Genomic DNA, 11,976 nt, shown 5'->3' with positions numbered 1-11,976 from the left:
ACTCCTTTGCCTGATTTTTAGTTTTGCCAAAGTAGAACACAGGCGCGCCATGTACATAAATAATGCAAGTTTGGTGAGAATAGCATGATTGATCAGCAGCAATTTGAGCAGCTTAAAGCAGCAGGTTTTAACTATATTCCGGTTTTTCGTCGCCGTCTGGCCGATACAGACACACCACTATCGGTTTTTGCCCGTTTACGTCAGCACCAGCTGGCTTATTTGTTTGAATCCGTCGAAGGTGGCGAGCAATGGGCGCGCTTTTCCATGATTGGTGTGGGGCAGGATGCCGTCTTAGAGTGTAACAATGGCATCATGCAGGTACAGCAAAATGGCCAGTTGCAACAATTTTCCTGTGCGGATCCATTTGCCTACATCCAGCAGTTTCAAAGCCAGTTTAAGGTGCCCGGCGCTGACCTGATTCCAGCATTGCCAGTGTTTACAGGTGGCTTGGTCGGCTATTTTGGCTACGATGCGGTACGTTACATTGAACCCCGTCTTAAAAACCCGCCTGCCAATGACGTGCTGGGCTTGCCCGATATCTGGCTGATGCTGTCCAGAACTGTGGTGGTATTTGATAATTTAAGTGACACCCTGTTTTTGATTACCCATGCCGACACCCAGGAAGAAAATGCCTTTGAGCAGGCTTGCCAGCGGCTGGATGAACTGGAGCAATTACTGGCTCAGCCCATCAGTCTGCAAGCTAAGCCACATAGCGCGCCCATATTTACCTCATTAACCGGGCAGGACAATTACCTGAACACAGTTGATGTTGTAAAGGAGTATATTCGCGCCGGTGATGTGATGCAGGTGGTGCCAGGGCATCGCATGGTGTCAGATTTTGATGGTGATCCACTGTCAGTTTATCGTGCCTTGCGGCACTTAAATCCTTCTCCGTATCTGTTTATGGTGCAGGGCAGTACATTAGCGGATCAAAAACCCTTTTACCTGATTGGCTCTTCACCTGAAATCCTGTCCCGGCTGGAAAATGGCATTGCCACGGTACGGCCACTGGCAGGTACACGCCCGCGTGGTAAAACCCATAGTGAAGATGTTGCACTAGAGCAAGATTTGCTGAGTGACACCAAGGAAATTGCCGAGCATCTTATGCTTATTGATCTGGGCCGTAACGATGTAGGACGGGTCAGTAAAATTGGCAAAGTAAGGGTCACAGAGCGCATGGTGATTGAGCGTTACTCACATGTGATGCATATCGTGTCTAATGTTGAAGGCGAAGTGCGTGATGATGTCACTGCAATGGACGTGTTTAAGGCCACTTTTCCAGCAGGGACATTGTCCGGTGCCCCAAAAATCCGTGCCATGGAAATCATTGATGAGGTAGAACCGGTCAAACGTGGCGTGTTTGGCGGTGCAGTAGGCTATCTGGGCTGGCATGGTGAAATGGATACGGCAATTGCAATTCGCACTGCCGTAATCCGTGATCGGCAAGTGCAGGTACAGGCTGGCGCAGGACTGGTTGCCGACTCAGTACCGCAAGCAGAATGGAACGAAACCTTGATAAAAGCTCGCGCAGTGATCAAAGCGGTTGAATTATCAGCAAACGGACTGGATATTTAAGCTTTTTTTGCAAAAAATTCAAAAAAGCACTTGTGTCACCCTTTGTTTTTGTTAAACTGCTGTCCGCTTCACTTGATGCGCTAAAACGTAACGCCGACATAGCTCAGTTGGTAGAGCAACTGACTTGTAATCAGTAGGTCCCCAGTTCGAATCCGGGTGTCGGCACCAGTTTTAAGAAAGTTAAAATCAGGTAGGTGATGTGTGAACTAACACACAACGGTGGGATTGGGGAGCGGTCAAACCCAACAGACTGTAACTCTGTCGCGAAAGCTTCGAAGGTTCGAATCCTTCTCCCACCACCATATTTTGTAATTCACCCTCAAGTGCGGGAGTAGCTCAGTTGGTAGAGCGTCAGCCTTCCAAGCTGAATGTCGCGAGTTCGACCCTCGTCTCCCGCTCCAAGTGAATACAGATTTTAAGCTCTTATAGCTCAGTGGTAGAGCACTCCCTTGGTAAGGGAGAGGTCTCCAGTTCAAATCTGGATAAGAGCTCCAGATATTGTACCAGATGGTATGGCAAGTTCTGTGGTTATAAGTGCCACAAAGGCAGGCATTAAAGCCTGCCTAAATTATTGTGTTGGTGTTCAGTGCGTGCTTTAATAGGCGGCTGAACAAATCAGGTCATCAGACCAAGCGTCGTAGACTAAGTTTACTTATCTTAGACAGGCTTACAGGTCGTAGACTGCGTTTAATAATAGTGTGCGGATGTCAAAGGCATTCGACGTGGACGAGGAATGACATCATGGCAAAGGCCAAGTTTGAACGTAACAAGCCGCACGTAAACGTCGGCACCATTGGTCACGTTGACCATGGCAAAACCACACTGACTGCGGCAATCAGCCTAAACTGTGCCAAAGCATACGGTGGCGATGTAAAAGCACTGTCTGAAATTGACTCTGCGCCTGAAGAAAAAGCGCGTGGTATTACCATCAACACCGCACACGTTGAATACGATTCTCCAACCCGTCACTATGCACACGTTGACTGCCCAGGTCACGCTGACTATGTTAAAAACATGATCACCGGTGCTGCCCAGATGGACGGCGCAATCCTGGTATGTTCTGCAACTGACGGCCCAATGCCACAGACCCGCGAACACATCCTGCTGTCCCGTCAGGTTGGTGTACCGTACATCGTGGTATTTTTGAACAAGTGCGACATCGTTGATGACGAAGAGCTGATCGAACTGGTTGAAATGGAAGTTCGTGACCTGCTGTCCAAATATGACTTCCCAGGTGATGACACCCCAATCATCCGTGGTTCTGCACTGCAAGCCCTGAACGGTGAAGATGGCCAGTATGGTGTTCCAGCTGTTCTGAAACTGGTTGAAACCCTGGACTCTTATATTCCTGAGCCAGAGCGTGCCATCGACAAAGCATTCCTGCTGCCAATCGAAGACGTATTCTCGATCTCTGGTCGCGGTACTGTAGTCACTGGCCGTGTTGAATCAGGCATCATCAAGGTTGGTGAAGAAGTTGAAATCGTAGGTATCAAAGATACCGTGAAGACAACCGTAACCGGCGTTGAAATGTTCCGTAAACTGCTGGATGAAGGTCGTGCAGGCGAGAACTGTGGTGTACTGCTACGTGGTACCAAGCGTGAAGACGTACAGCGTGGTCAGGTACTGGCCAAGCCAGGTTCCATCAAGCCACACAGCAAGTTTGAAGCTGAAGTATACGTACTGTCCAAGGATGAAGGTGGTCGTCACACCCCATTCCTAAACGGCTACCGTCCTCAGTTCTATTTCCGTACCACTGACGTAACTGGTGCTATCCAGTTGCCAGAAGGCGTGGAAATGGTTATGCCAGGTGACAACGTACAGATGACTGTTGAGCTGATCCACCCGATCGCTATGGATCAGGGTCTGCGCTTTGCAATCCGTGAAGGTGGCCGTACTGTAGGCGCCGGTGTTGTGGCTAAAGTAACTAACTAAGCAATATCGCTTAATAGTTTCTAGGTACTTTACATAAATATTATCTAAACTTTAGATAATGTGCCGAAGGTGATAAATTCTTGCCTTCGGTCAAACTTTACAGGTCCTTAGCTCAGTTGGTAGAGCATCGGTCTCCAAAACCGAGGGTCGTAGGTTCGAATCCTACAGGGCCTGCCATATTTTAAAGCTTGATGCTGACTTTCGCTAATTAAGTCATTGGTTTAATAACGAGTCTAAAATAATGTCAACTGACGAAAAGACGCGTGATGCATTGAGCGGCGCGGCAATACCCCAACAAAATGATCCGGCACAAATAGTCAAAACTGGCTCTGCGCTGGATATTGTCTTTTGGATTATAGCACTGGCTTTGTTGGTGGGGGCGACTTTAATTAATCAGTACCTACCTGCATATTGGGCATCAGGCAGTAATGTCTGGGTGCGTATTGGTGCGATTGTTGCCTGTATTGTGATTGCGCTAGGTTTGTTATATGCCACCCATCAGGGCAAGGCATTTGCAATCTTACTTAAAGATTCCCGTACTGAATTACGTCGTGTGACTTGGCCAACCAAGCAGGAAACAGTGTCAACCACTTGGCAGGTTTTATTGGTAGTGGTAGTTGCCAGTTTAATCCTGTGGGGCTTTGACACTATTTTTGGCTGGCTCATTCAGTCGATCATCGGATAATTACTATGAAGCGCTGGTATATCGTTCATGCCTACTCAGGCTATGAAAAGCAAGTAATGCGTTCCTTGAAAGACCGAATTGACCGCAGTCATGTTGCGGACAGTTTTGGTGAAGTCCTGGTTCCTACGGAAGAAGTCGTGGAAATGAAGGATGGCAAGAAACGCAAGAGTGAGCGTAAATTCTTTCCGGGCTACGTCCTTATTGAAATGGAAATGAATGATGATACCTGGCACATTGTAAAAGAATGTCCCAAGGTATTGGGTTTTATTGGTGGTACACCTGAAAAACCCGCGCCTATTACGCAAAAAGAGGCTGATGCCATTTTAGCGCGAGTGCGTAATACCGGCGAAGCGCCACGTCCAAAAACGATGTTTGAGCCGGGTGAAGAATTGCTGGTTACTGATGGTCCATTTACCGACTTTAAAGGTGTGGTGGAAGAAGTTCAGTACGAAAAATCCCGCCTGACCTTAACCATCAACGTATTCAATCGTCCTACACAGGTTGAGCTGGAATTCCGTCAGGTTGAGAAAACAATTTAGTTTATTTTCTTGAAAAATAGTATATACTATCGCGCCTTGAGCGAGGTTGCATAAAACCTTACTTGAGCCAAGCGCAAGGGCGGAGCTGTGCTTCGCCTTTTGTGTTTATGGTTGGGCTATTTTGCTTGGCACATTTTATTTGTGCTATAGAATTTTATCACGGGGAGCCTGATTAGGCGTTTGTACCCAAGGAGTTATCATGGCCAAGAAGATTGACGGCTATATCAAGCTGCAAGTTCCAGCTGGTAAAGCAAACCCATCACCACCAATTGGTCCAGCACTGGGTCAACGTGGTGTAAACATCATGGCATTCTGTAAAGAATTCAATGCTGCCACCCAGAAAATGGAAATTGGCATGCCAATTCCAGTAACGATTACTGTTTATAACGACAAATCGTTCACATTCACCATGGCTTCCCCACCAGCGACTTATTTCCTGAAAAAAGCCATGAATCTGGGCAAAGGTTCTTCTCGTCCAAATACCCAGAAAGTGGGTAAAATTACCCGCGCTCAACTGGAAGAAATTGCCAAGGCAAAAGAAGGCAATTTGACAGGTGCAGACCTTGATGCGCAAGTGCGTACCATTGCAGGTTCTGCGCGTTCAATGGGTCTGGATGTGGAGCTTTAAGACATGGCTAAATTAACCAAACGCCAAAAGGCTATTGCTGCACAAGTCGAAGCTGGCAAAGTTTATTCTCTGGAAGATGCCGTAGCACTGCTCAATAGTTTGCCTGCTGCTAAATTCAAAGAATCTCTGGATATTTCTGTAAACCTGGGTGTTGACCCACGTAAATCAGATCAGGTTGTACGTGGTGCCACCACACTGCCTGCCGGTACTGGTAAAACTGTACGTGTTGCGGTGTTTGCACAAGGTGCTGCTGCTGAAGCAGCCAAGGCTGAAGGCGCTGACATCGTGGGTATGGATGATCTGGCTGAAAGCATTCAGGGCGGAAATCTGGACTTTGACGTTGTTATTGCTGCACCTGATGCAATGCGCGTTGTGGGTAAGCTCGGTACGATTCTGGGTCCACGTGGCTTAATGCCAAACCCGAAAGTGGGTACTGTAACTCCTGATGTGGCTGGTGCTGTACGTAATGCCAAAGCTGGTCAGGCGCGTTACCGCGTTGACAAAGGCGGTATCATTCATGCGGGTATCGGTCAGGTTGGTTTTGAAGCTGCTGCAGTTCGTCAAAACGTTGAAGCATTGATTGGTGACCTGAAAAAAGCCAAGCCTGCAACGTCTAAAGGCGTTTATATCAAGAAAATTACCTTAAGCTCTACCATGGGCCCAGGGTTATCCATTGATGTGGCTTCTGTTTCTAACTAATTAATTAGTGGAACAGGCAAGAATTTAAAATTTTGAGGTAAAACCGCAGGACACTTGAAGCACAGCTTTCTGTCTTGCAGCTTGGTAGATCAGACGTATATGTCGCAAGCCATAACGGATTTGATATTCCAAACCTCAAATGGACTTTGAATTGACAGACAATGTGTAAAAGCTAGTTCTGTTAGCGTCAAAGACCTCAGGCGGAAATCATGGTTAAATCCCTGGTTTCCTTAAAAGCTCAGCCTGCGTAGACGCGGTGGTGTGATGAATGCTTAGGCAGACTGATAACCTCCGCGTGTAAGCAACCTGTTTGTAACAATTCAGGTTATTTACATTTTATGGGAGTGCATCTATCGGATGCATAAATCACCTAAGGAGGTTATACAGTGACTCTACGTTTAGAGGATAAAAAAGAGATCGTTGCTGCGGTTAATGAAGCTGCCAGCACTGCATACTCTGCTGTTGTTGCCGACTACCGTGGTTTGACCGTTGCACAATTAACCAAGTTGCGTGTTGAAGCGCGTAATGCTGGTGTTTACCTGCGTGTTGTACGTAACACCCTGGCTAAGCGTGCGTTTGAAGGTACTCAGTTTGATGTATTGAACGAGACTTTAACTGGTCCAACCATTATCGGTCTGTCAACGTCTGAAGATGACATGGGTGCTGCGGCACGCCTGTTCCAGGACTTTGCCAAAGACAACGCAAAATTTGAAGTCAAGTCTGCTGCATTTGACGGCAAGTTATATGGTCCTGCTGAAATCGGTACCATCGCTAACTTACCGAACCTGCATACAGCACTGACTATGCTGGCGTCTGTACTACAAGCCCCAGTATCCAAGTTTGGCCGCTTGCTGACTGCTTTGAAAGAAAAGCAAGAGCAAGAAGCTGCCTGATTTTAAGAATCGCTCATTCATCACCCCATATATCCTATTGGAGTTTTAAACATGGCACTGTCCAACGAAGAAATCCTGAATGCCGTAGCTGAAAAAACTGTTCTTGAACTGGTTGAATTAATTTCTGCTTTTGAAGAGAAATTCAACGTATCTGCTGCTGCTGTAGCTGTAGCTGCTGCTCCAGGCGCTGGTTCTGCTGCTGCTGCTGAAGAACAAACTGAGTTCAACGTTGAGCTGACCAGCTTTGGCGCGAACAAAGTTGCTGTTATTAAAGCCGTTCGTGAAGCAACTGGCTTAGGTCTGAAAGAAGCTAAAGACCTGGTTGAAGGCGCTCCACAAGTGCTGAAAGAAGGCGTTAGTAAAGAAGAAGGCGAAGAGCTGAAGAAGAAGCTTGAAGAAGCTGGTGCTACCGTTACGCTGAAGTAATGCAGAGATGAAGTCGGTATTAAACTGACTTCAAAAAAATGGCTGATGGCTCTTGGGTCATCAGCCTTTTTGCGTTACAATATTCGGCTCGATTTTTTGTGATGGAAATCGGCTGGCTAAAATGCTTAGCACTGTTTTTGGCGTTTTAATTTTGGCTTTATATGGCTTGTTTAAGGCAAAAGGCGCAAACAAAAGCACTGCTAAGCATTTTTAAGTTTAATGCTTTACCTCAGTTTTATTTTTACCAGTGAATTTGATGCACTTGGTTAGGGATAGTGATTATTGATCCCTGGTTGAGCAAGTCCACTGGTTGCCACATCGGCATCGTGTTTCCCCTCTAGGCTCGTTCTGCAGGCGAGTCTGGTTTACTTTCCGAGGACTCCAGATGGCATACTCCTATACCGAAAAGAAACGGATCCGCAAGAATTTTGGTAAGTTGCCCAATGTAATGGACGTACCGTACCTATTGGCCATTCAGGTTGATTCGTACCGTGCATTTTTACAGGACGGTAAAATTTCCAAGCAACGTGAAGATGTTGGCTTGCAAGCCGCCTTCCGTTCAGTTTTTCCTATTGTTAGCTATTCTGGCAATGCCGCATTAGAGTTTGTTGAATACAATCTGGGCCGCCCTGAGTTTGATGTGCGCGAATGTATTTTGCGTGGTTCGACTTATGCTGCTCCCATGCGTGTCAAGATTCGCCTGATCATTTATGATCGTGAAACCAAATCCATTAAAGACGTGCGTGAGCAGGAAGTTTACATGGGCGAAATTCCGCTCATGACTGAAAACGGTACGTTTGTGATTAATGGGACTGAGCGCGTAATTGTGTCCCAGTTACACCGTTCTCCAGGTGTATTCTTTGATCATGACAAGGGCAAAACCCATTCCTCTGGTAAAGTGCTGTATTCTGCCCGTATTATTCCTTACCGTGGTTCCTGGCTGGACTTTGAGTTTGATGCCAAGGATCTGGTCTATGTACGTATTGACCGTCGCCGCAAGCTGCTGGCAACCGTGGTGCTGCGTGCACTGGGTTATACCACGGCTCAGGTACTTGACCTGTTCTTTGAAAAAGTGCCGGTATATGTTGAAGACACCTATCAGATTGATCTGGTGCCTGAACGCCTGCGCGGTGAGATGTCACAGTTTGATATCACCGATAAAGATGGCAAGGTCATTGTTGAGCAGGGCAAGCGCATTAACGCGCGCCATGTCCGTCAGATGGAAGCGGCTGGCTTGACCAAGCTGGCTGTGCCTGATGAATACCTGTATGAGCGCCTGATTGCTGAAGACATTAGCCTGAAAAATGGTGATGTGATTGAAGCCAATACTGTCATCAGCCATGAAGTGCTGGTGAAGCTGGCAGAAGGTGGCATCAAGCAGTTTAATATCCTGTTTACCAATGACATTGACCGTGGTTCATTCATTGCAGATACCCTGCGTGCTGATACCACACGTACCCGTGAAGATGCACTGGTTGAAATCTACAAGGTAATGCGTCCAGGTGAGCCACCGACCAAGGAAGCGGCTGAGAACCTGTTTAATAATCTGTTCTTCAGTTCTGAGCGTTATGACCTGTCGCCAGTCGGCCGCATGAAGTTCAACCGCCGTCTGGGCCGTCCGTATGAAGTCGGCACTGACCAGAAGTCACGCGCGATTGAAGGTATTCTCAGCAATGAAGATATTGTTGATGTACTGCGCACGCTGGTTGATATCCGCAACGGTAAAGGTGAAGTGGACGATATCGACCACTTGGGTAACCGTCGTGTGCGTTCTGTCGGTGAAATGACTGAAAACCAGTTCCGTGTGGGTCTGGTTCGTGTTGAACGTGCAGTGAAAGAGCGTCTGAATCAGGCTGAAACTGAAGGCTTATCCCCACAGGATCTGATCAATGCCAAGCCCGTCGCTGCTGCAATCAAGGAATTCTTTGGTTCAAGCCAGTTGTCACAGTTTATGGATCAGAACAATCCGTTGTCTGAAATTACCCATAAGCGCCGTGTTTCTGCATTGGGGCCTGGTGGTTTGACCCGTGAACGTGCCGGCTTTGAAGTGCGTGACGTACATCAAACCCATTATGGTCGTGTATGTCCGATTGAAACGCCTGAAGGTCCAAACATTGGTCTGATCAACTCATTGTCAGTTTATGCCAAGGCCAACGATTTTGGTTTCCTGGAAACGCCATACCGTAAAGTGGTTGATGGCCGTGTAACCGATGAAATCGAATACCTGTCAGCTATTGAAGAAAACGGGACTGTGATTGCACAGGCGGATTCTCCAGTGGATGGCGATGGCAATCTGACTGAAGAAGTAGTTTCTGTGCGTTCACAGGGCGAATTCGTTCGTATGACACCAGATAAGGTGACACATATGGATGTATCACCACGTCAGGTGGTTTCGGTTGCAGCATCACTGATTCCGTTCCTGGAACATGACGATGCAAACCGTGCATTGATGGGTTCCAACATGCAGCGTCAGGCTGTTCCTACCCTGCGTGCTGACAAGCCGCTAGTGGGTACCGGCATGGAGCGCCATGTGGCACGCGATTCAGGCGTGTGTGTGGTGGCCAAGCGTGGTGGCAAGATTGAGTATGTGGATGCCAGCCGTATCGTTGTTCGTGTGCATGAAGAAGAAATGCATGCAGGCGAGGCCGGTGTTGATATTTACAACCTGATCAAATACACCCGTTCCAACCAGAACACTTGTATTAACCAGAACATTATTGTGAATCGCGGTGATGAAATTGCCCGTGGTGACATTCTGGCCGATGGTCCATCAACTGATCTGGGTGAACTGGCGCTAGGCCAAAACATGCGCGTGGCATTTATGCCATGGAATGGTTACAACTTCGAAGATTCGATTTTGTTATCCGAGCGTGTGGTGCAGGAAGACCGCTTTACCTCGATCCACATTCAGGAACTGTCCTGTGTGGCGCGTGATACCAAGCTGGGTTCTGAAGAAATCACTGGCGATATTCCAAACGTGGGTGAAGCAGCACTGTCCAAGCTGGATGAATCCGGTATTGTCTACATTGGTGCGGAAGTCAACGCGGGTGACATTCTGGTTGGTAAGGTTACGCCTAAGGGTGAAACCCAGCTGACACCAGAAGAAAAACTGCTGCGTGCCATTTTTGGTGAAAAAGCGGCTGACGTGAAAGACTCTTCTTTACGCGTTCCGTCTGGCACCAAAGGTACAGTGATTGACGTTCAGGTATTTACCCGTGATGGTCTGGAAAAAGACGAGCGCGCGCTGGCGATTGAAAAAGCCCAGCTGGATGCTTACCGTAAAGATTTGAAAGAAGAATATCGAATCTTTGAAGAAGCAGCCCGCGAGCGTGTAATCCGTTTGCTAAATGGCCAGAAAGTTAATGGTGGCGGTACGACCAAGCGTGGTGATGTACTGGACGATGGCATGATGTCCAGCCTTGAACTGAACCAGTTGCTGGATGTACAACCCGTTGATGAAGGCATTTCTGAGCGCTTGCAGCAAATCCAGGACTTCCTGCGTGAGAAGGAAAAGGAAATTGATGACAAGTTCACCGAGAAGAAGCGCAAGCTGTCGACCGGTGATGAACTGACGCATGGTGTACTGAAGGTCGTTAAGGTTTATCTGGCCGTGAAGCGTCGCATTCAGCCAGGTGACAAGATGGCAGGCCGTCATGGTAACAAGGGTGTGGTGTCCGTCATCATGCCGGTTGAAGACATGCCTTACGATGAAAACGGTGTACCGGTTGACGTGGTGTTAAACCCGCTGGGTGTACCATCGCGGATGAACGTGGGTCAGATTTTGGAAACGCATCTGGGCCTGGCTGCCAAAGGTCTAGGTCAGAAGATCGACAAGATGTTGCAACAGCAGCGTCAGGCTGCTGAGCTGCGTGAGTTCATGGACAAGATCTACAATCAGGTGGGTGGCGAGCAGGAAACCCTGAACGACCTCACTGATGATGAGGTGATTAGTCTGGCTCAAAACCTCAAAGGCGGTGTGCCGATTGCAACACCAGTATTTGATGGTGCAGAAGAAACCCAGATCAAGCAGTTGCTGAAACTGGCTGACCTCTCCGAAACTGGCCAGCAGGTGTTGTACGATGGCCGTACTGGTGACCGTTTTGACCGTCCTGTAACTGTGGGTTATATGTACATGCTCAAACTCAACCACTTGGTGGATGACAAGATGCATGCGCGTTCTACCGGTTCCTACTCATTGGTAACGCAACAGCCATTGGGTGGTAAAGCCCAGTTTGGTGGCCAGCGCTTCGGTGAAATGGAAGTGTGGGCACTGGAAGCTTATGGTGCAACCTATACGCTGCAGGAAATGCTGACTGTGAAATCGGATGACGTCGAAGGACGTACCCGCATCTACAAGAACATTGTCGATGGCAATCACTATATGGATCCGGGCATGCCTGAATCGTTCAATGTACTGACCAAGGAAATTCGTTCTCTTGGGATTAACATTGAACTTAAAAATGGTGACTGATTAAGGCAGGCGGGAAGTACTGGCGAAACAGTGCTTCTCACCGTGCGGGATGGATCTCCCGTAAATTACTCACCACTCAGGCGATAAATATTTGTGACCCAGCCGGGCAATGGATGAATTGCTCGGCT

General features: G+C 47.8%; 9 protein-coding genes and 5 tRNA genes. All 14 read left to right on the top strand.

Going from position 1 to position 11,976, the window contains the following annotated elements:
• The first annotated feature begins 84 nt into the window (after positions 1 to 84).
• The 14 genes from trpE (at position 85) to rpoB (ending at position 11,848) form a co-directional block, all read left to right on the top strand.
• A complete protein-coding gene (gene trpE / locus E2B99_RS07215; protein ID WP_134244244.1) occupies positions 85 to 1,575 on the top strand; it encodes an anthranilate synthase component I in 1,491 nt (496 codons plus the stop codon).
• A gap of 92 nt (positions 1,576 to 1,667) precedes the next feature.
• Positions 1,668 to 1,743 (top strand) — tRNA-Thr (locus tag E2B99_RS07210).
• Between the two features lie 50 nt (positions 1,744 to 1,793).
• Positions 1,794 to 1,877 (top strand) — tRNA-Tyr (locus E2B99_RS07205).
• A gap of 23 nt (positions 1,878 to 1,900) precedes the next feature.
• Positions 1,901 to 1,976: transfer RNA gene (locus E2B99_RS07200), tRNA-Gly, on the top strand.
• A gap of 18 nt (positions 1,977 to 1,994) precedes the next feature.
• A tRNA-Thr gene (locus tag E2B99_RS07195) sits at positions 1,995 to 2,069 on the top strand.
• Positions 2,070 to 2,316: 247 nt separating this feature from the next.
• Entirely contained in the window at positions 2,317 to 3,507 is a 1,191-nt protein-coding gene (gene tuf, locus E2B99_RS07190; RefSeq protein ID WP_134243834.1) for an elongation factor Tu, read from the top strand.
• 101 nt (positions 3,508 to 3,608) lie between these two features.
• Positions 3,609 to 3,684, top strand: a tRNA-Trp gene (locus tag E2B99_RS07185).
• A gap of 64 nt (positions 3,685 to 3,748) precedes the next feature.
• A complete protein-coding gene (gene secE, locus E2B99_RS07180; RefSeq protein ID WP_134244243.1) occupies positions 3,749 to 4,192 on the top strand; it encodes a preprotein translocase subunit SecE in 444 nt (147 codons plus the stop codon).
• 5 nt (positions 4,193 to 4,197) lie between these two features.
• A complete protein-coding gene (gene nusG / locus E2B99_RS07175) occupies positions 4,198 to 4,731 on the top strand; it encodes a transcription termination/antitermination protein NusG (RefSeq protein ID WP_134244242.1) in 534 nt (177 codons plus the stop codon).
• A gap of 199 nt (positions 4,732 to 4,930) precedes the next feature.
• Positions 4,931 to 5,359 (top strand): 50S ribosomal protein L11, encoded by a 429-nt coding sequence (gene rplK, locus E2B99_RS07170; protein WP_026472135.1) that lies wholly within the window; start codon positions 4,931 to 4,933, stop codon positions 5,357 to 5,359.
• A 3-nt stretch (positions 5,360 to 5,362) separates the two neighbouring features.
• On the top strand, positions 5,363 to 6,058 hold the full coding sequence (gene rplA / locus E2B99_RS07165; protein WP_134244241.1) for a 50S ribosomal protein L1: 696 nt from the start codon (positions 5,363 to 5,365) through the stop codon (positions 6,056 to 6,058).
• Positions 6,059 to 6,444: 386 nt separating this feature from the next.
• Entirely contained in the window at positions 6,445 to 6,951 is a 507-nt protein-coding gene (gene rplJ, locus E2B99_RS07160) for a 50S ribosomal protein L10 (RefSeq protein ID WP_134244240.1), read from the top strand.
• Positions 6,952 to 7,002: 51 nt separating this feature from the next.
• Positions 7,003 to 7,377: a 50S ribosomal protein L7/L12 gene (rplL, locus tag E2B99_RS07155; protein WP_134244239.1), complete on the top strand. Its 375-nt coding sequence runs from the start codon at positions 7,003 to 7,005 to the stop codon at positions 7,375 to 7,377.
• A 385-nt stretch (positions 7,378 to 7,762) separates the two neighbouring features.
• Positions 7,763 to 11,848, top strand: a complete 4,086-nt coding sequence (gene rpoB, locus E2B99_RS07150) for a DNA-directed RNA polymerase subunit beta (protein ID WP_134244238.1) — start codon at positions 7,763 to 7,765, stop codon at positions 11,846 to 11,848.
• Positions 11,849 to 11,976 lie beyond the last annotated feature (128 nt).

The organism is Alkanindiges illinoisensis (assembly GCF_004377485.1).
Classification (GTDB): domain Bacteria; phylum Pseudomonadota; class Gammaproteobacteria; order Pseudomonadales; family Moraxellaceae; genus Alkanindiges; species Alkanindiges illinoisensis_A.
This window is presented reverse-complemented; position numbering and strand designations above follow the sequence as displayed.

Coding starts and splice junctions, on each gene's coding strand:
- trpE (WP_134244244.1), top strand. CDS start 85: ATGATTGATCAGCAGCAATTTGAGCAGCTTAAAGCAGCAGGTTTTAAC.
- tuf (WP_134243834.1), top strand. CDS start 2,317: ATGGCAAAGGCCAAGTTTGAACGTAACAAGCCGCACGTAAACGTCGGC.
- secE (WP_134244243.1), top strand. CDS start 3,749: ATGTCAACTGACGAAAAGACGCGTGATGCATTGAGCGGCGCGGCAATA.
- nusG (WP_134244242.1), top strand. CDS start 4,198: ATGAAGCGCTGGTATATCGTTCATGCCTACTCAGGCTATGAAAAGCAA.
- rplK (WP_026472135.1), top strand. CDS start 4,931: ATGGCCAAGAAGATTGACGGCTATATCAAGCTGCAAGTTCCAGCTGGT.
- rplA (WP_134244241.1), top strand. CDS start 5,363: ATGGCTAAATTAACCAAACGCCAAAAGGCTATTGCTGCACAAGTCGAA.
- rplL (WP_134244239.1), top strand. CDS start 7,003: ATGGCACTGTCCAACGAAGAAATCCTGAATGCCGTAGCTGAAAAAACT.
- rpoB (WP_134244238.1), top strand. CDS start 7,763: ATGGCATACTCCTATACCGAAAAGAAACGGATCCGCAAGAATTTTGGT.